This is a genomic window from Candidatus Bathyarchaeota archaeon (genome assembly GCA_026014745.1).
Classification (GTDB): Archaea; Thermoproteota; Bathyarchaeia; order Bathyarchaeales; family Bathycorpusculaceae; genus Bathycorpusculum.
Genome location: JAOZHS010000002.1, coordinates 389,916 through 413,296 on the forward strand (window position 1 = coordinate 389,916; position 23,381 = coordinate 413,296).

Genomic DNA, 23,381 nt, shown 5'->3' on the forward strand with positions numbered 1-23,381 from the left:
GGCGTTAGTCAAGGATTCTTAACGAAAACGCATTTATCACCAGCCATAGAGACAACCTATAGAGCTTGGCATGAACAAAAAAATAATCGTCGCAATACTAGCTATCACAATTCTATCCAGCTTAGCAATTATACAGTTAACAAACCGCGAACCTACAAGCGACAAACCGATTGCCCACCAGCCCAGTGCTAACACCGTTCTCTCCTCAGCTCCAGCAGATTCCTGGACAACCAAAACACCAATACCCGAAGGCGGGTCAAAGGCGGCAGTGGTTAACGGCAAAATCTACGTTTTCGGAACCCACTCCAACTATGAGTACAACCCCGCGAACGATTCATGGCAACATAAGGCATCTATCCCGACGCCGCGAAGCTCCTATGGAGTCGCTGTTTGCGAAAACAAAATCTATGTTATTGGAGGATACTGCAACGACTCATCATGAAGAATAAACGAAGTGTATGATCCAGCGACCGATTCTTGGCAGACAAAAACATCAATGCCTACAAGCAATAGTCAGATGAATGCAGAAACGGTGAATGGAAAAATCTACGTGATTGGAGGAAGAACAGGCGGTCAATATAGCACCACTAACTTCACAGAGGTATATGATCCAGCCACGGATTCATGGTCAAAAGCAGCGTCCATACCTTACGCCGTTTCCACTTTTGGTTCAGCCGTAGTCGATAACAAAATCTATGTAATCGGAGGACAAGCCGAATTCCATAAACCGATGAACCCAGGATTTGTGCAAATTTACGATACCAAAACAGACACCTGGAGCCAGGGCGCAAGGCATCCAATGCCCGCGTGGGTACAAGAAGCTGCCGCAGCCACAACCGGCACATTTGCCCCTAAACGAATCTATGTCTTAGGCGGCGTAAAATCTTTCGCTGACTCATTAAGCCAGAACTTTGTCTATGACCCCGCTACGGATTCTTGGAACACCGCTGCCTCGATGCCTTGTCCCCGAACTGGATTCGGCGTCGCGGTAATCGACGACTTGATCTATGCAATTGGAGGCGGCGACGGCTGGAACGGACAAAATTACAACCATCAATACACACCTTTAGGTTATAGATCAACGATTCCGCCACCTTCCGAGTTGCTGGTTGTCCCTGACGACTACCCAACCCTAGGAGCAGCCATGGATAACCTCCAAGCAGGAGGCACCATCTACGTTAAAAACGGCAACTACAACCTGCAAACCCTGAACATCATAAAACCGCTAAAGATAATCGGTGAAAATCCGGAAAAAACAATTATCGAAAGTGACTTTTATAATTTTACTCCGGCAGTTAGAGTTGCTTCAGACAACGTCCAAATAGTCAACTTGACTTTTAACAGCAAATACAACTGGCCAGGCGGTATCGTAGGGTACAGTAACAACTCAGAAGTGAGACAATGCATTTTCTTAACATTCGAGAAAGCTGTGGAGTTAACTGGCGCAAACAATACAATAACAAACAACACCGTCATAGACATCTATGGTAAGGTTATTCTAAGCGGTTCTCAAGCCAAATAACCGAGTATACAATCAAGTGGCACGGACAACCTACCGAACAAAAATTAGAACAACGTTTTTTGTTTTTCGCAGGATTCAAGGCCTGAAACCCTAACGCCGATAAGCCTGATTTTTCTATCTGTTCCCAGATAAGGCATCGACAGTTCTTTGGCGGTTTTCTTTATGTCCATCGTGCGGTTGGTTAGGCGGGGTAGGGTTTTGCTTTTGGTGTGGGTTTCGAAGCCTTGGTAGCGGATTTTTACGGTTACGGTTTTGAACAGGAGGTGCTGGTCGGTTGTTTCTTTCCAGACAGCGTCAGAGAGTTCTTCGAGGGCTTGCAAAATCGCTGCGGAGTCGGCGGTGTCCTCCTCAAATGTCGCTTCATGGCTCACACTCTTGACGCCTTCGCGTGCCTCAACTTCGCTTTTGTCTACTCCCTTGGCTGACAGGTGCATCTGCACGCCCATAACCCCAAACATCGACGCCAACGCCGAAGGATCATAGTGTGCTAAGTCGCCGATGGTTTTCACTCCGAGGGCGTTCAGTTTGGCTTCGGTTTTGCGTCCAACCCACAAAAGCTTCCGCACGGGAAGGGGTTCAAGGAATTTTTGGGCGTCTTCCTCTTTTACGACTGTTAAGCCGTCGGGTTTCTGGTAGTCGCTGGCTACTTTGGCGATGAGCTTGTTGGGTCCGACTCCGATGGATGCCGTAAGGTGCTCTTTCGCTTTTATTTCTGCTTTTATTTGATCAGCTAATGCTTCGGCTTCGGTCCAGTCGGAGACTTTGCCGGTTACGTCAAGGAAGGCTTCGTCGATGCCCCATTGCTCAAACTTACATGCGTACATGCGGGCAATCGCCATAATTTCGGCTGAAACCTTGATGTAGAGGGGATAATTCGGCGGCAAATACACCGCGTTTGGGCAAAGTCGCCAAGCCTGCGAGATGGGCATGCCGCTGCGGACGCCTGCGGCTCTGGCTTCATAGTTGCTTGTGCTCACGACACCTCTGCCTTTGCCTTCTTTTGGGTCTGCTCCGACGACTAAGGGCTTACCTTTAAGCTCAGGTCGTTCGCGTGTCTCCACGGCTGTGTAAAAGTGATCCATGTCGAGATGGAAGATGAAGCGTTTTTTCTCCTTCATGCAGACCTATGAAGCCTGTGCCTGTCTGCAAATTTGAACCTATCGACGCTTTAGCTACCGCTTGCCTCTTTATCCTCTAGTTCCATTGCTTCCCGTATTAACTCGACTTCCCGCACCGTCAACGGCTTATTCGTCGCTTTCAAAACAATGCGTTCTTGCCAGCCACAGTCAAGACACTCATAACTGGGCGGCACCAACCCTATATGGCCCCACATGTCTCCGCCTGTACTTTTGGCTCGGCGTACGCGGGGGCTTTTACATTTGGGGCACACTTGGATATCGAAGCGTTCGCCCTGCTTTTTGAGCTCCTCAAGCGCCTCAGTAACTTCAATAGCGTTTTGGATAGCGGTTTCTTCTTGCACCTCTTGGATGAGGGCAAGTTGAGATTTTTTGCGTTTTTTCTTCTGCGTTTGAGTTTCAGCCATACCGTTGCCTCTGATTCTGTATTAGCCACGGCTATAGAAAGGGTTTCTGGTACAAGCTTTTACGAGTAGTACAGTAGTTGACAGAATATGATAAATAGACGACGGCAAACGTTTTCAAGATTAGCCTTGAACCAAAAAACCGCCCTAGCAATCTTGCTCACCCTGCTTGCCCTTTCCGTTTGCTTCTCCGCAACAGCCACAGCCACAAACTCGTTCCCGTTACCTGGAACCCAGCAGGTAGATGACCTAAAACTTACAGCGACAGTCCCCCTCATAATCGCAACAAGCTTACATTCCAACACGCATGTACTTGACCAGCCGACAAGACAAGAAATCTATACCTTTATCAAAGACAATCCAGGCGTGCATTTTCGGGGCATCTGCAACGGGTTAGAATTGTCGGTCGGAGTAGTGCAATATCATTTAGACGTGCTCGAACACACTGGGCTTATTGAAAGCTATGGCGACGGACAGATTAAACGGTTTTTCCAAGCCGACACGTTTACTGGAACACAGATGCAGCTTATTTCGCTGGTTAAGCATCAAACGACAGGGCAGATTTTAGAAATTTTAGTCCAAAGCGGTAACTTGCTCCATCGAGACCTCGCCACTGAGTTGGGAGTGTCATCGCAGGCGTTGACATGGCAGATGAATCAACTCAAAAATGCAGGCTTAATCCAATCAGAAAAAATCGGAGTGAACGTTGAGTACTGTTTAGTGAATGCTGATGCCATAAAGTGGGCCTTCGACCTAATCCACAATTCCAATTCATAACCGCCCCTAAAAGAAAACAAAGTTTGTGGCTGAAAAGTAAATTGCTTAAACGTGCAAGGGCACACAAGCAACTTGCTAAAAACGGTCTAACCACACCCCGTTTATCAAATAAGCCCTAAATATAGTTGCAAAATCCATAAGAACCCCCAAACCCAACCCTCTAGTATGACAAAAGCACAACAAAAACAACAAACCCTCGACGAAATCCTCACCAGCCTCACCCCCAACCAAAGAACCACCGTCCAAAACCTCCGCACACTCATAAAAAATACCCTCCCCCAAACCTTAGAAATAGTAAAACAAGGAAAAATTGTCTACAAACTCGGCACCAAAGACTTCGTTTGGATTAGCCACTACAGCGAACACATAGACCTTGAATTTGCCATGGGCGCAAGCATAGCTTCCGAGCACCTAAGAAGCCGTGGCGTCGCGGAACACAGCGCAAACGTCCGCCACATCGAGGTCACTGACTTTTGGCGGCTTCAAGGGGAACTGGCACGGCTACTTAATGATGCTGCAGCGTTGTAAAAACCGACAAACAATGCCGCATCCCCGCCTTACTCCTTAACTGCGGGGCTACAATCTTCAGAGAACCGAAATTAAGGGTGAATCCTAGTTGTTAAAGAAAAAAATTGGTTGATATTTTGCTCTTTATTGAGGTGGGGGTGGAGGTGGTGAGTTGCTGGGTGCATTGTTTACGGTTACGTTGACGTTTACGTCTTTTTTGTCTTTTTTGAAGAACATCATGAGAATCGAGAACACTAGCCAAGCGATGAATCCGTAGATGACGCCATTGAACACCGAGATTATCACTGTAATTGAGCTTATGCCTGCAATTAAGTAAGCTGCCGCTGCTTCAGTTCCAGGCAAGACTGCGTTGTATATGGCCAATCCTGGAGGTATGCCGACATTAACTATAGTCATTAAAACTAGCAGAGCAAACACGCCTAAGAATACTAATGCGCCTTTCATATTCTGCCCTGACTCGTTTATTCAACGGTTTTAAATATAAGCTTTGCCAGCGAGGGCATGCTAGCCTACTATATGACTCAATTTTAGGATAGTTGGTCGGTCAGCGTTTGTCAGCCAGGTTTTTTTCAAGCTTGTGGTGAGCGCCCATTTCAGAGCACTTAGGCGAAAACGCGGGATTGTTTGTTGGGTTAACAACTTACACACTTTCTTAGGTAGGTGATTTGTTAATTTTTGCTATTAAGAAGGTTCATGAATTGAATAAATCACTTGTAAGTCAAAGACTTGCGATTTTCTTCACAATAACAATCATAACCATAGTCCTATTAGCAACCCCCCCTTCGTTTGTACATGCTGAAACATACAGCTACATAACACAATGGGGCACCTATGGCTCTGGGAACAGCCAATTCACCTCGGCCAGCAATATCGCTGCGGACAGTTCAGGAAATATCTATGTAGCTGACACAGGCAACAACAGGATTCAAAAATTCAGCAGCAACGGACAATACATCACCCAATGGGGCAGCTATGGTAGCGAGAATGGCCAATTCAGCTCACCATACGGTATTGCTGTTGACAGTTTAGGAAACATATACGTAGTAGACCAAGGCAATAGCCGGATCCAGAAATTCACAAGCGACGGTACATACAGCACACAATTTGGCTCATCAGGAAGTGAGAATGGCCAATTCAGCTCACCATACGGTATTGCCATCGATAGCTCAGGAAATATCTATGTAGCTGACACAGGCAACAACAGGATTCAAAAATTCAGCAGCAACGGACAATACATCACCCAATTGGGTACCTTTGGTAGTGAAAACGGTCAATTTGCTTTTCCTGAGGCTGTTGCAGTTGATAGTTCAGGCAACGTCTATGTAACTGATACAGGCAATAATCGGGTTCAGAAATTCACAAGCGACGGTACATATAGCACACAATGGGGCTCCTCAGGTAGCGAGGATGGACAATTTACCAGTCTTGGGAGTTTAACTGTTGATAGCTCAGGATATGTCTATGTAACGGATAAAAGCAGTAGTCGAGTTCAGAAATTCAGTGGTGATGGTGCTTATCTTGTACAGTTTGGCTCCGAAGGTAGCGGGGACGGCCAGTTCAGTGAACCTTTTGGCATTGTTGTTTATTCAGGAAGTATATATGTGGTTGATACAAATAATTTCCGGGTTGAGAAATTTACTATAGTAGACCCAACAACGCCTACTCCAAGTCCTTCTCCGACAGCCACACCGACGCCAACCCCGACGGTTGCTCCTACAGCTACGCCTACACCTTCACCGTCTCCATCACCCTCACCGAGTCCAACTCCTTCACCAACGCCCTCACCAACTCCAACACCAACACCTACGGCTACTCCAACACCTCGACCAACACCGTCTCCCACTCCAAGACCGACTGCAACCCCAACGCCTAGTCCCACAGCTTCACCTACACCATTGCCAACAGCTGCACCTACTCCAACACCAATTCCAACACCAACATACAATTACGTAACACACTGGGGAACTAGAGGTAGTGAAAACGGCCAATTCCTCTCGCCAACAGGTATAGCTGTTGACAGCCAAGGATACGTGTACGTAACTGACTATACTAATAGTCGTGTTGTAAAATTCAGTGCCACTGGTTCATACGTCACTCAATGGAACCTCACTGGTAACGGAGGCAAATTAAACAATCCTTATGGTGTTGCTGTTGATAGTTCTGGGAACGTCTACGTGGCTGACTACGGAAATAATAGGATTGTAAAATACACTAACACGGGCACGTACATTTCTCAATGGGGTTCAGAGGGAAGTGGAACTGGCCAATTTAGCCACCCTACGGGTGTTGCTGTTGATAGTTCTGGGAACGTCTACGTGGCTGACTCAGGCAATAGTCGGATTCAAAAATTCACCAGTGATGGTACATACATTTCTCAATGGGGTTCCAAGGGTACCGGAACCAACCAATTCGACCGCCCTATTGGTGTTGCTGTTGATAGCTCTGGAAATGTTTACGTAGCTGACTCGATATCGAACGTATACAAGGGGTCCGCATCAAACCTACGGATTGAGAAATTCACAAATACCGGCACATACATTACGCAATGGGGCCCCAAGGTCAGTGGGTCTGACGATTTCTCATTCACGAATGCTGTTGCAGTTGATAGTGCGGGATATGTATATGTATCTGACTTATTCAGAAGTAGTGTTTACAAATTTACCGGCGATGGCACATTTATTACGCGCTGGGGCGAATATGGCAGTAAGAACGGTCAATTTAATGGCAATGTTGGCGTTGCTGTTGATGCCTTTGGTTACGTGTATGTAACTGACACAGACAATTCTCGTGTCCAGAAATTCTCGCCCTCAACAACAATGCAAGCAACAGCAAGCAATGGCGCGACAGTTGATATAAAAATCACTGGAACTGTAGACAGCTCTCAGATGTCTAACATTAAAATCACAACAAATCAAGCAACAAAAACAACAACGCTAAGCTTTACTGTTACGGGTCAAAGTGGAACAACTGGATTTGGCATTATAACTATTCCTAAAAGTGCAGTAGCCTATGGAACAACACCCGTAGTTAGCATTGATGGAGCAAAAATCAAAACCCAATTCTATACGGTAGACACAGACAACTATTATGTCTGGTACAACACCAACTTCAGTACACACACTATAACAATGGAATTCACAGCTGACGCACCAACCCAATCCTCGCTTGCCACCAACATCATCGTTGCATGCGCCGTCATAATTTTGGCTGTATTGGTGATTGGAGTTTTTATGAAGAGGAGAAACCGCGAAATAACTAAGAATTGGATAAAGCATTAAATGAGGAAAAGCAGGCTTGGCGGGTTTCCGCTTTGCTCTGCCGCAATTCTTACTTTTTATGTTATTATCGTTGGTTGTTTAGTGTGGTTTCAGAAGGGTTTGTATATCTAGTTGGCTTTTACAAGTTGCTGTTGTAGTTGGGTGAGTAGCTCAGTACGGATAGAGCACCAGCCTCCTAAGTTGGGGGTCGAGGGTTCAAATCCCTCCCCACCCGCCATCAACTAACGTCAGTTTGTCTTTTTTGAGATATTTTTTGTAGCCACTATGTTAACGCCCGTGTCAAAGACGTTTTGGATTATTGCTTCTCCAATTTTGATGGGTGCTTCTACTTCAACGTTTGAGAGCAAATTCATAGCGTCAAAGATCCTGCTTTTAGGTATCGGTTTGTTTGTCCTCACACTTACTAAAGGCAGAACACCGTGCTTCACTTTCACAGTTGTTGTCAAGGTTCGTACAGGATTAGACATTTCTTTTTCGGCATACTCCAGCCCGACTTTGCAGCGATTTCCGCTTAAGGCACGGATCACTGTTTCGTCATAATCAACAGCGAGATAGCAACCCATAGGGCAGCCAATGCAGATGATTTCTTTCTTCATTTCTCTAAAACCTCAACTTTAAGGGATTTAATATCGCGGGTTTCGTTTTCCTTGAGTTTTATCTTGATCATTTGGGCGGGATGGACTTTACGAAACTTGACTGTTTTAAATTGTGTTTCTTTATCAAAGAACCCGATAGTCACATCTTCGCCGGGGCAGGTCACACGAATCGACAATTCAAGGTCAACGCCGCGACAGATGCTTTGGGGCAAAACGTATCGAATTTTTTCTCCTGCTTCAATTGGAATTCTTTTCCCTCTTTGAACCTTTCCGAGAACGTAATTTGCCGCACTTCTTCCGGCCTTCTCCGCTTCGAGAGTGACAAAATCCACTACATCGTGAACATGAAGAACGTTCCCACACGCAAAAACTCCAGAAATGGAGGTTTCAAGATTTTCGTCAACGATGGCTCCCCCCGTAACTTCACTGAGTTTGACACCAAAATTCTTTGAAAGGTCATTTTCTGGAATCAAACCTATAGAGAGCATCAGTGTGTCACAGGTTAACTTTTGTTCTTTTCCTTTGATTGGCTTCAAATCCTTACCTACAGGAGAGATTGTGACCGCTTCAACCCGATTCTGCCCATGGATTTCGGTAACTGTATGTGAAAGAAGAAGCGGAATATCATAGTCAATTAGGCATTGCTGAATATTCCGCGGCAGACCGTTGGTGTGTGGAAGAATCTCAACAACGGCGTGGACTTTAGCGCCTTCTAACGTAAGTCGACGCGCCATAATCAAACCTATGTCGCCCGAACCGAGAATTACAACGTCTTTGCCAACCATCACATTTTTCAAGTTAATGAGATTCTGGGCTACACCCGCAGTATACACTCCCGCTGGTCTTGTTCCTGGAATGCAAATCTGACCACGGGTACGCTCACGACAACCCATAGCAAGAACTATGGCTTTGGCGTCAAAACAAAACAGGCCCTTAGGACTCGCAACATACACCTTTTTTTCAGGCGTGACTTCAAGTACCATGCTATCAAGCATGTAAGGGATTTTCAATACCTTCAGTTCATCAACGTATCTTAGAGCATATTCAGGACCAGTCATTTGCTCTTTAAAGAGCTCAAGACCAAAACCATCATGTATACACTGAGGCAGAATGCCACCGAGCCAACCGTTCCGCTCTACAACAATTAAATTTTGAAGACCGCTTTTCTTTGCACTGATGGCCGCAGCTAACCCCGCCGGCCCTGCACCAATCACAACCAAATCAACTTTTTGAGGCGGCAACTCACTCACTTTTTTTGCCCTCCCGCAGATGTTTTGTTCCACCTATGAACAACGGTGAATCTAAATTCTTCAACTTAATCTCTTCAGGGGATAACCCGTATTCTTCTTTTAGAATCTCTACAATTTTGGGTAAACAGAAGCCCCCTTGGCATCTGCCCATACCTGCGCGGGTTCGGTATTTCACCGAGGAAATTGTTTTCTTTGAAATCGGGTTGTTTAACGAGTCTAAAACTTCCAGTTTAGATACCTGTTCACACCTGCAGACAATTTCGCCATATGCAGGGTTTGATTTAATCAAAGAAGCTTGTTGAGGTCTTGATGCTTCGCTAAAAGGAGTTAGTCTTTTACGGATAGGATTAAAATCTGTTTTTTCTTTCAGGTCCCTTTTCTCTTTAATCATTTGAACAACCAATTTCGCAATTGCAGGCGAAGCGGTGAGACCGGGAGACTCCATGCCTATTAGGTTAATGAAGTTTTCAATGTCTTCTTGGATGACGAAGTCACGAGACCCTTTCTCGTCGGGGGGAGTAATCTTGGACCTAACAGCAGAAAAACCGTAAATAACTTGGTTTAGGGGAATGGAGGGAAGTAAACTCTTAGCGCCCTCAATTAGTTGCCGAATCTTTTCTTTACTTGTCCTTGTGTCTTCCCTCTCGTTGATGAATTCTTCACTAGGTCCAATCAATATGTTTCCATCCACGGTGGGCGTGAGATGAACACCCAAGACTCCTGCGATTTTTGGGGGCACCGGATAGACCAGGCTATTGATTAAGTCGCGGCAATTCTTGTCAAGGATAAGATATTCGCCACGGCAAGGAAACAGTTTGTACCTATCAACACCAATCATAGCGGAGATTTTGTCAGCGAAGAGACCTGCACTATTCACAACAAGCTCTGCGTGGAAGACGCCCTGATTTGTTGTAACTTTGTATCCGCTGTTTACCTGTTCTATTGTTGAAACTTGTGTGTTGACGTTAACTTCCACCCCATTGTTTAAGGCATTCTCAGCTAAGGCAATTGTGAAAAGATAAGGAGAAACGATTCCCGCCACAGGAGAATATAACGCATAGCGGGCATCCAAGCGCGGTTCTCGTTTTTTGAGTTCTTCCCCCGAAATTATATCTAATTCTTTGACGCCATTTCCTTCCCCAACAGCTTTTAAACCTTCTAAGGCTTCGAGTTCCTCTTCTGTTCGGGCAATTACATATTTTCCGCAGAGTTTGCAAGGTACATAAAGTTGCTTCGCCAACTCTGGAAACATCAGTCGTCCCTCAACACACAGTTTAGCCTTCAAACTTCCTTTCAGATAGTAAAGACCAGTATGAAGGACCCCGCTGTTACCTTTGCTAACGCCCGAACCTACGTCGGTTTCCTTCTCCAACAGCACTGTTTTGATTTTGAATTTTGATAATTCTCTTGCGATGGCACAGCCTATTACGCCAGCACCAATCACCAATACGTCACAGTTACGGTTCACGATGTGTCGTCTCTTTCTCAATAGCAACTATAGAAAGACAAGATAGCATGTACACGGATAAATTTGTTATCAAGTCCTAACGTAGCCCGCGCAGGTTGACACCAAAAATTACTTTTCAGCTCTGTTCTGATGCAGCCCATCTGTAGGTTCAAATCCCCCTCATCCATCACTGAACTCTTATTTTACCAAATAACCTCAAAAAAACAGATTAAGATTTAAAAGATATGCACGCATCATACCAAAAAGCAGTGTTTCTGAATGGTTCATAGAAGAGTACGAGGCGGCAAATACAAAATAAATTATGCCGGTCCACCAGTCCCAGTTTCAGTGGGCGACGAATTGGACGTCAACATAATCGGTACGCATCCGAGCGGAGCTGGAATGACAAGCATTCGCGGCTATACCATAGTGGTACCTAACGCCAAGCCCAGAGAACGAGTGAAAATAAGGGTAACCCAGGTTAACGCGAAAAACGTGACTGGCCAAATAATTCAATAAAGTTTTGCATAACCACAAAAGGGGTTATGCTCCGTTTTTGTATACCTAAGCCAAGTTGCCTGTTAATTCACAAGTCATATTAATTCATCAAAAAGATTGAGTGCTGGAGGCAGGTCGGTGGCGGATTGGACTCCAACAGAGCTGGAGAAGAAACTTTCTAACATAAAACTCGCTGTAACCATCCCTGTTAATCTCTACATAGAAGGGACACAGAGAGTTCTTGATTTATCACAAATGGAACAAATACTCAGCCAATCAAAACATATCTCAATTAGTGATTGTGCCTGCCGAAAGAAAATCCGAAAATGCGAAGCGCCACTCGATGTTTGTTTTAGTTTGGATGAGCGAGCAGAGAAATTGGCGAAGAAGGGATCAGCTCGGAAAGTAAGTTTGGCGGAGGCACTTGATGCGCTTAGGCGGTCTCATGAGGCAGGGTTGGTGCATTTAACAATTACTTACCAGGGAAAAGATAAGCCTGAAGTTGTCTGCAGTTGTTGCTCTTGTTGCTGTCACTCTTTGAGTGGGCTGATTAGGTTTGGAATGCCTGACGCCGTGGTCGCAAGTAAATATGTCGCCCAAATAGACTCGGACAAATGTGTAAATTGTGGAAAATGCATCTCGAGATGCCAGTTTAAAGCAAGAAGAATTGAAAACGGTCAAGTAAGCTATGAGGTTAAGCGTTGTTTTGGTTGTGGAGTTTGCGTGAGCACATGCCCAACCGGCGCCATTTCACTCGTAGAAAGGAAGAACCGTAACCGCTAGAGGAAAAATGCTTCGCCATCGCCATCTTGAGCTACTTAGTCTATTTAGCAAATCCTTTTAACAGGCAAAAACTGATTCAAAACCATGTCCACCACTAAGACGATGGTTGTTGATTGGAAAGGCAATCTCCGATTAACAGCAAAAAACGAGAAGGGACTAACGGTTAATTTTGACGCTCCAAAAGAGCACGGCGGAGAAGAAACCGCGCTTTCCCCCATGGAAAACGTGTTGGCAAGTCTCGCTTCATGTAGCAGTTTCCATGTCTTGACCATCCTTAAAAAGAAAAGACTCAGAGTCACCGATTACAGCGTGGAAGCCACAGCGGAGAGACGAGAAGAACCACCCCGCGTTTTCACAAAAATCCACCTAAAATACACAGTTAAAGGCGTAAATATTACTCCTGAAGCGGTGGCGAGTGCAATTAAACTCTCGGAAGAAAAATATTGTTCTGTAGGGGGGATGCTGCAGAAAGCGGTGCCCATAACGTCGTCATTTGAAATTGTGATGGATAATACCTGAAGAGAGCGTTTAGTAAAATCGCCGCCTACAGTGCATGCTAACCGTTACTTTTTGGAACTGCATACTATTATTAGGCGTGACTGCGCTAAATTGTTATAAGGGGTTTAGATTGGACAGGAACAGTTTGGTGTTTGTGGTTTTAGTTGTGATTTTGGCTTTGGTTTTGGTAGTGGGCTTTGTTAACCAAGTTGAACAGAACAACAGAAAAGAAGCAATCAAATCGCTTGTTTTAGACGCAGCCAACCTTATCTCAACTGACGGCGAATCGGCTTTTGGGCAGTTTAGGCAGCAGGGCAGCGAATGGTTCCAAGGTGACACCTACGTCTTTGTTTGGCAAACCGATGGGTTACGGCTTGTTTATCCTCCTGACCCTACGGGGGAAGGACAAAACATGACGGGATTGATGGATGCTACGGGTAAACCGATTGGAAGACTCTTCATAAACGCTGCACTGAGCCAAAATGAGGAGGGCTGGGTGGATTATTTGTGGCCTAAACCCGGCGAAACCACACCTTCACCTAAACAAACCTTCATCAAGGGCATCCAAACTAACCAGGGAATGTTACTTGTGGGCTCGGGGCTCTACATTGAGAGCTACGAGAACGCGTTGGCACCATTACAGTATGTCTCCGTTGTCGTGGAGGGTGTGATTGCAGCGATGGGGTTAGTCGTGGCGCTGAAACAGAAGCGGCTTTTTGGTTATGGAATATTTTTGACCTTTATCATCTATGTCTTCTATGATTTGGCAAGGTTGACATCCATCGAAATCTCTAACGACATTTTATATCCAGTCTTTTTTGTTGCCACACTCTCCATGCTATGGGTTGTCATCCTGATTTACAAAGAAAAAAGGCACTAGGCTTCTTAAGCGGAGCCAAGTGTTCGCTTCTTTTTATTTTAGGACAGTTACATTTGGGCTAGTGGGTTACTGGATGGTTGGCTGAAATCGACACCAGTATTTTTCTTCATTTCTGATATATACCATAAGTCAAAGGGGTCCTTGGAAACCGTAAAAGACGCGAAAACTGCAAAAAGTCCAATAATTACTAGTGATTGAGGAGTTATCAAGTATTCGGTTTTGAACTTGTTTGCGCTTTTTACCCTAACCCCTTATTTCATTGAACTTAAGTAAACTTTATTTCAACGCTGACTTCTACCCTTAGGCATGCGCGTCCCAGCTACGGTACTCCTTATTCTACTATTATCCGGTTGCTTCCTGCTTATGCTTGAAACACCTCGACTCGCCCAAGCGCAAATCAGCCCCGACGTGCCCCAATTCAGCCTAAAAATCAACGACCAATCCTACGACGTAGAACCTCGCAGCACCACCGACCCCTTCACCGGCGAACAAGTCAAAATCAGCGATGGGTTCCACGTTGACAAGAAGTTCATAGACTTAATCATCGAAAACCCTGACACTCACTCCTTTTACAGCGTTGTTAATGAGAGCGTCGTAAAGCTCTACTACAACATCAGGGTTAAGACGAATCTTGACGATAATTGGCGCAGTGATACAAATTCGTCCAGTAATTTGGCGCCTACTGAGGAATCCAATTACACTATAGTACCTTTTGGATATGGCTCACAGAATCTGGGAGGCTTTAGAATTTGGCTGGGTGACCTTGCGCCGGGAACAACGGTGGATTTCCAAGTGCGCGCCATTGATGGATTCTACACCAAAACAACCGAAGAGGATCCTATCTGCTGGCGCCTCACCGAATTTAACGTCTTCCACGAGACAGGCCATAGCGGTTGGAGCGAAACCCAAACCATAACCATACCTGAAACGCCAACTGCTACGCCTACAGAACCTGCAGCCACAAGCTCAAATATCATAGGTGCCCCTTCCACCTTGCCTGTATTGGCGGTTGTCGGTGTCACCGTGGCTGTTTTAGTAACGGCGCTATTTTTTCGATGGAAAAATAGGCACTCATAATATATGGACTGAATTCAGTTTTGTTTGAGGTAACAATAAATGCCCCAAAACCTTCTTTTTCCAGAAGGTTTACGCTATGATGAAAAGAGTTGCCCACGCCATCCTTTCTAGACCCGCCACAGAAAAGTATCCAGAAAAAAAGGCGGAGGTAGCAGAAAATTTTCGAGGGCAACCCATCTTGGACAGCTCTGCGTGTATTGGCTGTAGTTTGTGTTGTCGAAACTGTCCCGCGAAGGCCATAACCATGGTTGAGGTGGATGGAAAGAAGCGTCCCCAATTCGATTTGTCCGCTTGCATCTTTTGTTATCAATGCGTGGATATCTGCCCAAAAAAGGCTATCCATCAAAGCAGTAATTTTGAGTTGGCGACTACCGATAAAGCCTCGCTTATTATCAAGCCTAAGTCCCCTGACCAGCCATAGCCAGATTGCGGTGAAGACATTAGATGTGTTTCGTGTGATAATGTGCTTCTTTGAAGGTTACACCACAATTGTTGCAACGGTAAACTTGTATGCAGAATGCTGAATTTTCAAGCTTTTTAATTGAAGTTAGCGGTTTTCCGCATACGTTACAGTCAACCATTCAAGCACCCGAGCAAGAGAATACTTGGCTTGATGATATTTGAGCGCTTGTTGTTTGCTAGTAACAGTCACAATTCCGAAAATGTCAGACAAATAACAACCAAAAAACGCCATCAATATGATTTAACACAGAACCGGTAAAACAAAAATTCAAGAATAGTGAACTGTTGAACAGTTGTACAGTTAGTCGCTCAAGCGCCAGCGAAACCAACCAACCCCCAAGAGTCCATTCACCGGTAACCTCTCCGAAAAGGGCAAAAGAACCAGAAATATAGAAAGATAACGAGGGTAGAGGAGGGAAAGAGAGAGCGCAGGTTGAGCCTAAACCTCGACGGCATACACTGGCTCTGTTCTTTAGCACTTTCAAAGTCGCTTTCTTTGATGTTATCTCCGTTGCGCTCTTTAGCAGTTACTTCAGATCAGTTTTCGTGTCACCGTGAAGCCTGTTCCTCAACCTGCAAGAGACTACGCCCAAACATAAGATATAATTCTATGTTGTTGCGGCAAGCCACCCACGCTTAGGGCTGTTTTTTCATATCCAAACGGCAGGGTCATGCAGCAAAACTAATAAACAGTGCTACTAATTTCTAATTTAGTATTACCTAAGAGGATTCGCCATGGAAAAAAACGCACCCCACAACATCACACAAACATTCAAAACCCGCCAAATCACCCGCGTATTCGAACCCATAGAAGATGAAATAGCACTAATCACCGCTAACGCCCAATTCAAATACACCACCTGCAAAACCGACCAAAATACCCTAAAATTAACCCTAGCCTACATAGAAGACACCAAGAGAATCATAATTATGCTAAAAGCCCGCATGGAACTCCTACAAGAAAGCCAAAGCTAGTTATGCCCCAAGCTTAGCGGCGCAGTTAGTGAAAAAAGCAATTTCCATAAAGATATGCTAAGGCACATTACAGAAAAAGAAAAGTGGTGGGGTGAGGGCTCTGGCTTGATTTATGAGGGTTTTCTTTTGAATATTACGTGTTTGGGGTCTTTTAGCAACAAAGCGCCTTCCCATACTGCGAGGCCCACAATCACCATGACGCCGCTTAGGACTGATGCTTCGATTGATACTTCAAAGAATTCTCCTCCGCCCTCCATCAGGTAGGGCACTACGTGGTCAACGAGCACCATTATTGTTGTACCCCAGAATATCAGGCTAAGGTACTTGAGTTGGTATTTGTCGTTTTCAGCTTGCGTGTACCATATTGCGGTTGTGATTGTTGCCGCGAATGCTAGGATGATTAGCCACATATTTGGTTACCTCCGTTACGCTTATAACCTAGTGTTACGATATTTAAATTTAGTGTTACTAAGGAGAGGAAAATAAAAATGGCATGCTTCTTAGCACCAATGGCGCTCGCAATCGTAATGACAATCGTACAAGTACTAACTAGACACAGCGAACTATCGCATAAACTAAAACTAAGCGCACTAAACGCAATGCTATGGGGAGGCGTAGTCATTCTTGCCGCCGAACACGTCTTCCACGGCGAAATAACCGCATGGGCACCCTACCTAACCGCCATGTCATCACAGGCCGACACCGCAGTCATGCTATCTGAAATCGCCAGCATAGGCGGATCAATGACTTTAGCCATATCGGGAACTTGGGTGGCGATGCTTGCAGTGAACTCACTAATGATGAAGCGGATTGCAATCAAAGACCAAATGAGCCCACTTAGCAGACCAATCAGCACAACAAAATAATCAAGCCGTCAAAAAAGAGACAGCTTAAACAATCACCTTTCTTTTTTATCCACCACAAATCAGGGGGGCTACCTAAATTTTGCGGCGCGGTTAGCTATCAAAGCGGCTACTGCTCCAGCCGCTACACCCGAATCAATGTTAACGACCGCCAGCCCGAGTGAACAAGACTGCAACATCGCCATCAGTGTGCCTACACCTTTCTCGCCAAACCCATAACTGTTCGAGGTCGGCACGGCAATAACGGGCACATCTACCATCCCCGCAACCACCGAGGCTAAAGCGCCTTCACGTCCCGCCACCACAACCACAACATCCACGTCGGCAGCTACAACTGCTTTTAGGGGTTCAAGGAGCCGATGAATCCCTGCGACTCCGACATCATAGAAGGCAGATACGGCACAACCCATTTCTTGGGCGATAATTGTTGCTTCTTCGGCAACGGGTATGTCTGAGGTTCCTGCCGTTAAGACCCCGATTCTGCCTCCACTGGGTTTAGTGTGGAAGGTTTTGGTTTTTATGATTACCATCTTTGCCTTATCATTAACCTCCACAGAGGCGTCGCTGTCTGCAAAACAAGCCTTAACCGCTGCGATGTGAGCGTCACTGCATCTGCTTATGAGGGCGCGTCCGCACCGTTCAACCATACGCCGCGCGATGGCTGCCACGTCTGGGGGGGTTTTGCCTTCTGCCAACACAACCTCGGGCACGCCTTTGCGTAAGCCTCGGTTTCCATCGAGCCGCGCTAAACAGCCCACATCATCGATAGCAAGTAACTGTAGCATTTTTTCGGCTTCGACAATGGTGAGTTCTTTGGCGGCGACTTTGCCTAAAATATCTCTAAGAGATGACATAAGCAGACAATATTTAAAAAACGCATCATAATATATCTATTATGCTTGCCTAAACCAAACGCTTTTGTGATAACTATGTTGACTGACAACAAAATTTTGGTAATTGATTGCCAAGCTTCAGGTGTAGCCGGAGACATGATTTTAGGCGCCCTAATAGACTTAGGCGCAGACCAAAGCAAAATTGTTTCAGCCATAAAAACGCTGGAAGCCCCAGAGTTTGGCTACGAAAACCTCCACATAGACATAAAAGAGGTTCTCCGCGGCGAGTTTAGAGCCACACAAATCGACGTGACCTCAAAAACTGCACATAAGCGTCATGGCAGCCAACTCATCGAAATCGTGCAAAAAGCCGCAGCCAACCTCAACCTAACACCGAAAGCTCAAGCATTCGCTTCTGGAGTCATCCAAACCCTAATTCGCGCCGAAGCAACCCTTCATCAAACCGGCTTTGATGACGCCCACCTCCATGAAGTTGCACTAGTTGATACTGCAGCGGAGATTTTGGGAGTAGCTGCCGCGTTGGAGGATTTGGGGTTGTTTGAGGCAAAAATCGTTTCAACTTCTCTGGCGGTGGGGGGTGGCACGTTTAGGTTTTCGCATGGTGTAACGTCTGCTCCTGCGCCTGCGACGTTGGCGATTTTGCAGTCCAAGAATTTTCCCTTCCACGGTGGACCCATCGAAGCAGAGTTGGCAACGCCTACTGGCGCGGCGATTCTGGTTAATTTGGTTGATGAAGTCAGCAGGTTCTATCCCGCGGTTGTGCCGTTGCGTGTGGGTTATGGGGCTGGAACTAAAGAATTCAAAGAGATGCCCGCAGTTTTGCGCTTAACCATAGGCAGTAGCCAAAATGACGGATTGACGCGGGACGAAATCGCGGTTTTAGAAACTAACGTTGACGATGTCACTGGGGAAACGTTGGGTTACACGTTTGATAAGCTGTTGGCGGAGGGCGCTAAAGATGTCAGTTTAATCCCCATGTACACCAAGAAGAACCGCCCCGGAACAATCATCAAAGTCATAGCGGACCAAAAAGACGCCGCCCACCTCTCCAAAGTGCTTATTGATGAGACGGGTACGTTGGGAGTCCGCGTCTACTACTGTGAGCGGCATATCATCAATCGAGAAGTCCACACTGTCGATTTGCTTCTTTTTGGCAGCAAAGAAACGGTGCGCTTAAAAGTTGCCAAGAACGCTCAAGGCCGAATAATCCGCATCAAACCCGAATACGAGGACCTAAAAAGGCTGGCAGAGAAAACGGGGAAGCCGCTTCGGGAGCTCATGGAGTTGGCGGTGGCAAAGATGAAAGAAAAATTTCCTTAGAGGGCTACCATGGAGTTGCTTGAACGTAAACTTGAGCTGCTCAAGAAGTTTATTGCTGAAAAGGGCAAGGACGGCGTGGTAGTGGCGTTTTCAGGCGGCGTAGACAGCTCTACTTTAGCTGCGATTTGCCATGAGGTTTTAGGTGACAGAGCTGTCGCGGTCATTGCTCAATCCCCAACTTATAGCAATGCGGAAATGGTGGACGCCAAACTAACTGCACAAAACATTGGCATACCTCTCTACGTGATAGAAACCAACGAGCTAGAGAACCCTGATTTTAGGCGTAATCCTGAAAACCGCTGCTATTTCTGCAAAAAAGAACTCCTCCAAACCTTACTGGCCTACGCGCAAAAGCTGGGGTTTGAGGCGGTTTTTGAAGGCACTAACCATTCGGATTTAAGTGGGCATCGACCTGGCTTAAGAGCAGTTCAAGAAACCCCTAACGTTTACAGCCCATGGATGGAAACAGGGTTTAGTAAAGAGGAAATTCGCCAAGTTGCTAAACAACGGGGGCTTTCGGTGGCGGATAAGCCTGCGTTGGCGTGTTTAGCGTCGCGGATACCGTTTAATGTGGAGATTACTGCGGAGAAGTTGCGAAGAGTTGAGCAGGCAGAGCAGGCTGTTAGGGCTATTGTGGGTGTTGTGCAGATTCGGGTGCGGGACCACGACGGGTTGGCACGCATAGAAGTTGACCCAACAGAGCGTGTAAGGTTTTGCAGTGCAGAGGTCATGGATAAGGTGGCAGCGGCGCTTAAGCAGTTGGGCTTTAGGTATGTAACAGTTGATTTAGAGGGCTACCGTCAGGGGAGCATGCTAAAAACCCTTTAGTCTTGTACAGGGACTGCCCAATTGAGTTGCTATAGACCTTACTGTCCTCCCTTGTTGGCGGGGATTTTTACTGGTTTTCAACATGCTAATGCGCTTGTTTTGCGCCAATAGTGACCTACCCCCCTTAGGTTTCTGCATAGAACCACTAATAGGATCCAAATAGGCTACAAATAGAAAGGAATACCGTTAGCTTATACCAGTTGGGTCTAAACCCCACTTTGGCACGTACTTCACCAGAAGTGCTTACCAAACGCAAAATTTGAGGCAATCGCCTTTCTGCATTTTAGTAGTAACCTGTGGTCTATACACACGCCATGTGAAGCGTATTCCCCAACTGGTCACCATCTGAGAAGGACAGGTTGAGTCAAAACCCCACGTTTTTTCTCTCATAAGTCCATAAGTTCTTTTCAGGTCCTTTCTTGACGTTATCTTTGTCAGGTCCTTTAGGAGTAGCTTATGGTTTTAAGGAGGTTTCGTGAAGCGTATTCCTCAACCTGCAAGAGACTACGCCCAACCATCGGATATAACGATATGCTGCATCAACATGCTAGCCACAAATAAGCTCCACAAATAGCCAGTATACATAATAAAAAAGCTAGTTTTTTTGAATTTTATACAGACTATTTAGCGGTTAATTATAAATACACCTGAATTTGATAACAGACTTATAGCAAGCAAGTTAACTTGTTTGCAAAAAACGAAAGGAAATCTGAAAATGCATAAAAAACAGTCTATAATTTTGGCATTATTTCTAATGCTGATAATGTCTCTTAGCTTTATTCCCCTGCAAACAGCACGCAACGTAGGATACAAGTATCCCACTTGGTGCTACTGCGTTGTCAGCAACGACGTAATTGGCGTAGGGCAAACGGAAAAAATCATCTTCTGGATCAACAGCGTACCACCCACCGCAAACGGACAATACGGCGACCGATGGAAATTCACAGTCGACATCATGAAACCTGACGGAACCAACGACACCATAGGACCAATAACTTCCGACTCAGTGGGAAGCGGCTACACCATGTACGTTCCCGCAGAACCCGGCAACTACACGGCTGTCGTGAAATTCCCCACAACCGTAATCACAGGGTTACCCTTCAAACCCGGCGTGCCAGACGCCCAACAACAAGGTTACGCATCCATCAACGACACCTACTACGCAAGCATAAGCGACCCCACACCATTCACAGTACAGCAAGACCCTATACCGCTTTGGCCTGAAACACCCCTACCAAGCGCATACTGGACGCGACCAATCAACAGCGCCAACATCTACTGGTACACCCTCGCTGGCGACTGGCTAGACATGGTTGGCTCATTTGGAGGCAACAACAACGCCCAAACCAATGGCCCAACAACCAGCTTCGGATATGGTCTAGCCCCTGAAAGCGCCCACATAATGTGGTCAACCCAAGGATTTACCGGAGGCATCATGGACGAAAGATTCAACGACTACACCTACGTAACTTCACACTACGGCGGATTATCCTTCTCGCCCCTAGTTCTTGACGGCAAAATCTACTATAATGCCATAAACCCCCAAATGAGCGAAGGCTGGTACTGCCTAGACCTCTACACGGGCAAGCAACTCTACTTCCACAACACCACCGGCCCAGTAACAGGAGTCGGAGGCGGCATGTTCGACAACTACGGCTCCATCCCAACAGAGGCACTCTCATTCGCACAGATATACGACCCCGAATTAGACAACCAAATGGGCGGATACCCCTACCTATGGAGCATGTCAGCAGCTACCCCAAACACTTGGATGATGTTTGACGCATACACAGGCAGCTACATCTGCAGCATAAACAACGTCCCATCAGGAACCAACTTCTTCGGCATGACCTCAGCATGGGGCACCGGAGTATACGGCAAAGACGGAAGCATACTCAGATACAACATTGCAGGAACACCCGGCCCAAGCCCATTCGCACCCGCTGGACCACCCTTCTACCTGCAATGCTGGAACTCAACCCAAGCTATCTGGTGGAAAGGCACCCAACAAATGTACCAAAAAGGTGACTACTCAGGATTCTCAAGCAACAACTATGCCAGCTGGAGACCATACCTCAACTACACCTATGACGGAAGCCACGCCTACTCCCTCAATGTCTCGCTTCCATGGACATCATCATCAGGCAGCATCCAAACCATACGCGAAGACAAATACGTCATCGGCGGAGCTGCAGGCAGCAACAACGAACAAGGCATCACACCAGGATACCTCTGGGCACTAAACTTAGACCCCTCCAAAGGCGCATTAGGCGCACTACTATGGAACGTAACATTCACGCCACCCTCTTCTGCAGGCAACAAAACCGTAAGCATGGGAACCGTTGACCCCGAAGACGGAGTCTTCCTATTCTCTTGCACCCAGACCCGAACCCGATGGGGCTACGACCTCGCAACGGGAAAACATATCTGGCAAAGCGAACCTGAAGAACCCATGAAATACTACGGCATGAGCAACACCAACATCTACGAAGGCAAACTCTACTCAGGAACCTACCTCAACGGCGGCATCTTAGTCTGCTACAACATAACCACCGGCGAAGTACTCTGGAAATATGAACCCAAACAAATCGGCTACGAATCACCCTTCGGAGACTTCCCCGCAGAAATCGCATGCATCGCAGACGACAAAATATTCATCTACTCCAGCCCACTCTGGCGCACACAACCGCTCTGGCGTGGTTCATATGTACGCTGCATCAACGCAACCGACGGCACAGAAATCTGGAAAATCCTCCACTACGGCAACGTAATCGTCGCAGACGGCTACGCGATAGGCCTCAACTATTATGACAACAAAATCTACTGCTACGGCAAAGGACCCAGCCAATTAACCGTCACAGCCCCCGACGCAGGCGTAGACCTCGGCAAATCAGTCATTATCAGCGGCACAGTCACCGACATCTCACCCGGCACCAAACAAACCGAGCAAGCAGCCAGATTCCCCAACGGTGTACCCGTAGTTTCAGATGAAAGCCAAGAAGCATGGATGGAATTCGTGTATGAGCAGCAATCCGAACCCACAAACGCAACTGGCGTCGAAGTACAAATCGACGTGATAGACGGCAACGGCAACTTCCGCAACATCGGCACCGCCCTCACAGACGCATCAGGCTTCTACAGCTTAAACTGGTTCCCCGACATCCCCGGCAAATACACCGTTAGCGCAAGCTTTGAAGGCTCCAGAGCCTACTGGCCCTCCCACTCGCAGACAGCGTTTGCAGTTGACGAAGTAAGCAGCCAACCAACCCAGCAGCCCATAACTGCAGAGCCCCAATCCGACGCATACCTCATCGTAGGTGCAGCAGTAGCCATAATCATCGCCATAGCAGTCGTGGGTGCACTCATTCTGGTAGCTGTGAAAAAACGCCCATAACTCTTCCCCTC

The 23,381-nt window shown here is 46.4% G+C and carries 24 protein-coding genes, 1 tRNA gene and 2 pseudogenes; 19 read left to right on the plus strand and 8 right to left on the minus strand.

The window, feature by feature from the left end:
• The first annotated feature begins 70 nt into the window (after nt 1-70).
• Both NWE92_08700 and NWE92_08705 read left to right on the plus strand, forming a co-directional pair.
• Nucleotides 71-442, plus strand: a complete 372-nt coding sequence (locus NWE92_08700; protein ID MCW4029711.1) for a hypothetical protein — start codon at nt 71-73, stop codon at nt 440-442.
• Between the two features lie 75 nt (nt 443-517).
• Entirely contained in the window at nt 518-1,522 is a 1,005-nt protein-coding gene (locus NWE92_08705; protein MCW4029712.1) for a hypothetical protein, read from the plus strand.
• A gap of 44 nt (nt 1,523-1,566) precedes the next feature.
• On the opposite strand, the gene dinB is transcribed toward NWE92_08705, so the two are convergent.
• Complete coding sequence (gene dinB, locus NWE92_08710; protein MCW4029713.1) at nt 1,567-2,640, minus strand: DNA polymerase IV; 1,074 nt, start codon at nt 2,638-2,640, stop codon at nt 1,567-1,569.
• Nucleotides 2,641-2,690: 50 nt separating this feature from the next.
• Complete coding sequence (locus NWE92_08715) at nt 2,691-3,065, minus strand: hypothetical protein (GenBank protein MCW4029714.1); 375 nt, start codon at nt 3,063-3,065, stop codon at nt 2,691-2,693.
• Between the two features lie 126 nt (nt 3,066-3,191).
• Between NWE92_08715 and NWE92_08720 the strand changes: the two genes are divergently transcribed.
• Together NWE92_08720 and NWE92_08725 are read left to right on the plus strand one after the other, a co-directional pair.
• Nucleotides 3,192-3,839 carry a winged helix-turn-helix transcriptional regulator gene (locus NWE92_08720; protein ID MCW4029715.1) on the plus strand — a complete coding sequence of 216 codons (648 nt, stop codon included), beginning with the start codon at nt 3,192-3,194 and terminating at the stop codon, nt 3,837-3,839.
• A 165-nt stretch (nt 3,840-4,004) separates the two neighbouring features.
• Nucleotides 4,005-4,367, plus strand: coding sequence for a DUF1801 domain-containing protein (locus NWE92_08725; protein ID MCW4029716.1), 363 nt, complete (start codon nt 4,005-4,007; stop codon nt 4,365-4,367).
• Between the two features lie 123 nt (nt 4,368-4,490).
• On the opposite strand, the gene NWE92_08730 is transcribed toward NWE92_08725, so the two are convergent.
• Nucleotides 4,491-4,811 carry a hypothetical protein gene (locus tag NWE92_08730; GenBank protein MCW4029717.1) on the minus strand — a complete coding sequence of 107 codons (321 nt, stop codon included), beginning with the start codon at nt 4,809-4,811 and terminating at the stop codon, nt 4,491-4,493.
• 254 nt (nt 4,812-5,065) lie between these two features.
• Here NWE92_08730 and NWE92_08735 point away from each other — a divergent pair.
• The 4 genes and pseudogenes from NWE92_08735 (at nt 5,066) to NWE92_08750 (ending at nt 7,862) form a co-directional block, all read left to right on the plus strand.
• Nucleotides 5,066-5,713, plus strand: a pseudogene (locus NWE92_08735) (SBBP repeat-containing protein).
• 651 nt (nt 5,714-6,364) lie between these two features.
• Nucleotides 6,365-6,574, plus strand: a pseudogene (locus tag NWE92_08740) (SBBP repeat-containing protein).
• Between the two features lie 21 nt (nt 6,575-6,595).
• The gene (locus tag NWE92_08745) at nt 6,596-7,645 is read left to right on the plus strand and encodes a hypothetical protein (GenBank protein MCW4029718.1); all 1,050 of its coding nucleotides are present in this window, start codon (nt 6,596-6,598) and stop codon (nt 7,643-7,645) included.
• A gap of 139 nt (nt 7,646-7,784) precedes the next feature.
• Nucleotides 7,785-7,862: transfer RNA gene (locus NWE92_08750), tRNA-Arg, on the plus strand.
• 10 nt (nt 7,863-7,872) lie between these two features.
• Here NWE92_08750 and NWE92_08755 read toward each other — a convergent pair.
• Genes NWE92_08755 through NWE92_08765 form a run of 3 tightly spaced genes read right to left on the minus strand, consistent with a single transcriptional unit; the run spans nt 7,873 to nt 10,959 of the window.
• Nucleotides 7,873-8,241, minus strand: a complete 369-nt coding sequence (locus NWE92_08755; protein MCW4029719.1) for a DUF1667 domain-containing protein — start codon at nt 8,239-8,241, stop codon at nt 7,873-7,875.
• Nucleotides 8,238-9,524, minus strand: a complete 1,287-nt coding sequence (locus NWE92_08760) for an NAD(P)/FAD-dependent oxidoreductase (GenBank protein ID MCW4029720.1) — start codon at nt 9,522-9,524, stop codon at nt 8,238-8,240. Before NWE92_08760 ends, NWE92_08755 begins: the two co-directional genes overlap by 4 nt.
• Nucleotides 9,484-10,959, minus strand: a complete 1,476-nt coding sequence (locus NWE92_08765; GenBank protein ID MCW4029721.1) for an NAD(P)/FAD-dependent oxidoreductase — start codon at nt 10,957-10,959, stop codon at nt 9,484-9,486. The genes NWE92_08760 and NWE92_08765 overlap by 41 nt, the downstream gene beginning before the upstream one ends.
• Nucleotides 10,960-11,217: 258 nt before the next feature.
• On the opposite strand from NWE92_08765, the gene NWE92_08770 reads away from it, so the two are divergent.
• The 7 genes from NWE92_08770 (at nt 11,218) to NWE92_08800 (ending at nt 16,111) form a co-directional block, all read left to right on the plus strand.
• On the plus strand, nt 11,218-11,457 hold the full coding sequence (locus tag NWE92_08770) for a TRAM domain-containing protein (GenBank protein ID MCW4029722.1): 240 nt from the start codon (nt 11,218-11,220) through the stop codon (nt 11,455-11,457).
• Between the two features lie 117 nt (nt 11,458-11,574).
• Nucleotides 11,575-12,219, plus strand: a complete 645-nt coding sequence (locus tag NWE92_08775; GenBank protein MCW4029723.1) for a 4Fe-4S binding protein — start codon at nt 11,575-11,577, stop codon at nt 12,217-12,219.
• Nucleotides 12,220-12,303: 84 nt separating this feature from the next.
• Nucleotides 12,304-12,738 carry an OsmC family protein gene (locus NWE92_08780; protein MCW4029724.1) on the plus strand — a complete coding sequence of 145 codons (435 nt, stop codon included), beginning with the start codon at nt 12,304-12,306 and terminating at the stop codon, nt 12,736-12,738.
• Between the two features lie 109 nt (nt 12,739-12,847).
• A complete protein-coding gene (locus NWE92_08785) occupies nt 12,848-13,597 on the plus strand; it encodes a cache domain-containing protein (protein MCW4029725.1) in 750 nt (249 codons plus the stop codon).
• 306 nt (nt 13,598-13,903) lie between these two features.
• Nucleotides 13,904-14,674, plus strand: a complete 771-nt coding sequence (locus tag NWE92_08790) for a hypothetical protein (protein MCW4029726.1) — start codon at nt 13,904-13,906, stop codon at nt 14,672-14,674.
• A 257-nt stretch (nt 14,675-14,931) separates the two neighbouring features.
• Nucleotides 14,932-15,198, plus strand: coding sequence for a hypothetical protein (locus NWE92_08795; GenBank protein MCW4029727.1), 267 nt, complete (start codon nt 14,932-14,934; stop codon nt 15,196-15,198).
• A gap of 673 nt (nt 15,199-15,871) precedes the next feature.
• Nucleotides 15,872-16,111 carry a hypothetical protein gene (locus NWE92_08800; protein MCW4029728.1) on the plus strand — a complete coding sequence of 80 codons (240 nt, stop codon included), beginning with the start codon at nt 15,872-15,874 and terminating at the stop codon, nt 16,109-16,111.
• A gap of 110 nt (nt 16,112-16,221) precedes the next feature.
• Here the strand turns inward: NWE92_08800 and NWE92_08805 are convergent, their stop codons facing one another.
• Nucleotides 16,222-16,521 carry a hypothetical protein gene (locus tag NWE92_08805; GenBank protein ID MCW4029729.1) on the minus strand — a complete coding sequence of 100 codons (300 nt, stop codon included), beginning with the start codon at nt 16,519-16,521 and terminating at the stop codon, nt 16,222-16,224.
• Nucleotides 16,522-16,599: 78 nt separating this feature from the next.
• Between NWE92_08805 and NWE92_08810 the strand changes: the two genes are divergently transcribed.
• Nucleotides 16,600-16,977, plus strand: a complete 378-nt coding sequence (locus NWE92_08810; GenBank protein MCW4029730.1) for a hypothetical protein — start codon at nt 16,600-16,602, stop codon at nt 16,975-16,977.
• A gap of 68 nt (nt 16,978-17,045) precedes the next feature.
• On the opposite strand, the gene larB is transcribed toward NWE92_08810, so the two are convergent.
• On the minus strand, nt 17,046-17,828 hold the full coding sequence (gene larB, locus NWE92_08815) for a nickel pincer cofactor biosynthesis protein LarB (GenBank protein ID MCW4029731.1): 783 nt from the start codon (nt 17,826-17,828) through the stop codon (nt 17,046-17,048).
• A gap of 75 nt (nt 17,829-17,903) precedes the next feature.
• Between larB and larC the strand changes: the two genes are divergently transcribed.
• The 3 genes from larC (at nt 17,904) to NWE92_08830 (ending at nt 23,370) form a co-directional block, all read left to right on the plus strand.
• Nucleotides 17,904-19,148 carry a nickel pincer cofactor biosynthesis protein LarC gene (larC, locus tag NWE92_08820; GenBank protein ID MCW4029732.1) on the plus strand — a complete coding sequence of 415 codons (1,245 nt, stop codon included), beginning with the start codon at nt 17,904-17,906 and terminating at the stop codon, nt 19,146-19,148.
• Between the two features lie 9 nt (nt 19,149-19,157).
• Nucleotides 19,158-19,976: an ATP-dependent sacrificial sulfur transferase LarE gene (gene larE, locus NWE92_08825; protein ID MCW4029733.1), complete on the plus strand. Its 819-nt coding sequence runs from the start codon at nt 19,158-19,160 to the stop codon at nt 19,974-19,976.
• Nucleotides 19,977-20,691: 715 nt separating this feature from the next.
• Complete coding sequence (locus NWE92_08830) at nt 20,692-23,370, plus strand: PQQ-binding-like beta-propeller repeat protein (protein MCW4029734.1); 2,679 nt, start codon at nt 20,692-20,694, stop codon at nt 23,368-23,370.
• Nucleotides 23,371-23,381 lie beyond the last annotated feature (11 nt).

Excerpts from the sequence above, each read along its gene's own strand:
- dinB (MCW4029713.1), bottom strand. The coding sequence starts at position 2,640 with ATGAAGGAGAAAAAACGCTTCATCTTCCATCTCGACATGGATCACTTT.
- NWE92_08705 (MCW4029712.1), top strand. The coding sequence starts at position 518 with ATGAATGCAGAAACGGTGAATGGAAAAATCTACGTGATTGGAGGAAGA.
- NWE92_08755 (MCW4029719.1), bottom strand. The coding sequence starts at position 8,241 with ATGAAGAAAGAAATCATCTGCATTGGCTGCCCTATGGGTTGCTATCTC.
- NWE92_08715 (MCW4029714.1), bottom strand. The coding sequence starts at position 3,065 with ATGGCTGAAACTCAAACGCAGAAGAAAAAACGCAAAAAATCTCAACTT.
- NWE92_08800 (MCW4029728.1), top strand. The coding sequence starts at position 15,872 with ATGGAAAAAAACGCACCCCACAACATCACACAAACATTCAAAACCCGC.
- NWE92_08730 (MCW4029717.1), bottom strand. The coding sequence starts at position 4,811 with ATGAAAGGCGCATTAGTATTCTTAGGCGTGTTTGCTCTGCTAGTTTTA.
- NWE92_08795 (MCW4029727.1), top strand. The coding sequence starts at position 14,932 with ATGGAAAGAAGCGTCCCCAATTCGATTTGTCCGCTTGCATCTTTTGTT.
- NWE92_08725 (MCW4029716.1), top strand. The coding sequence starts at position 4,005 with ATGACAAAAGCACAACAAAAACAACAAACCCTCGACGAAATCCTCACC.
- larE (MCW4029733.1), top strand. The coding sequence starts at position 19,158 with ATGGAGTTGCTTGAACGTAAACTTGAGCTGCTCAAGAAGTTTATTGCT.
- NWE92_08700 (MCW4029711.1), top strand. The coding sequence starts at position 71 with ATGAACAAAAAAATAATCGTCGCAATACTAGCTATCACAATTCTATCC.
- NWE92_08810 (MCW4029730.1), top strand. The coding sequence starts at position 16,600 with ATGGCATGCTTCTTAGCACCAATGGCGCTCGCAATCGTAATGACAATC.
- NWE92_08805 (MCW4029729.1), bottom strand. The coding sequence starts at position 16,521 with ATGTGGCTAATCATCCTAGCATTCGCGGCAACAATCACAACCGCAATA.
- larC (MCW4029732.1), top strand. The coding sequence starts at position 17,904 with ATGTTGACTGACAACAAAATTTTGGTAATTGATTGCCAAGCTTCAGGT.
- NWE92_08770 (MCW4029722.1), top strand. The coding sequence starts at position 11,218 with ATGGTTCATAGAAGAGTACGAGGCGGCAAATACAAAATAAATTATGCC.
- larB (MCW4029731.1), bottom strand. The coding sequence starts at position 17,828 with ATGTCATCTCTTAGAGATATTTTAGGCAAAGTCGCCGCCAAAGAACTC.
- NWE92_08830 (MCW4029734.1), top strand. The coding sequence starts at position 20,692 with ATGCATAAAAAACAGTCTATAATTTTGGCATTATTTCTAATGCTGATA.
- NWE92_08780 (MCW4029724.1), top strand. The coding sequence starts at position 12,304 with ATGTCCACCACTAAGACGATGGTTGTTGATTGGAAAGGCAATCTCCGA.
- NWE92_08790 (MCW4029726.1), top strand. The coding sequence starts at position 13,904 with ATGCGCGTCCCAGCTACGGTACTCCTTATTCTACTATTATCCGGTTGC.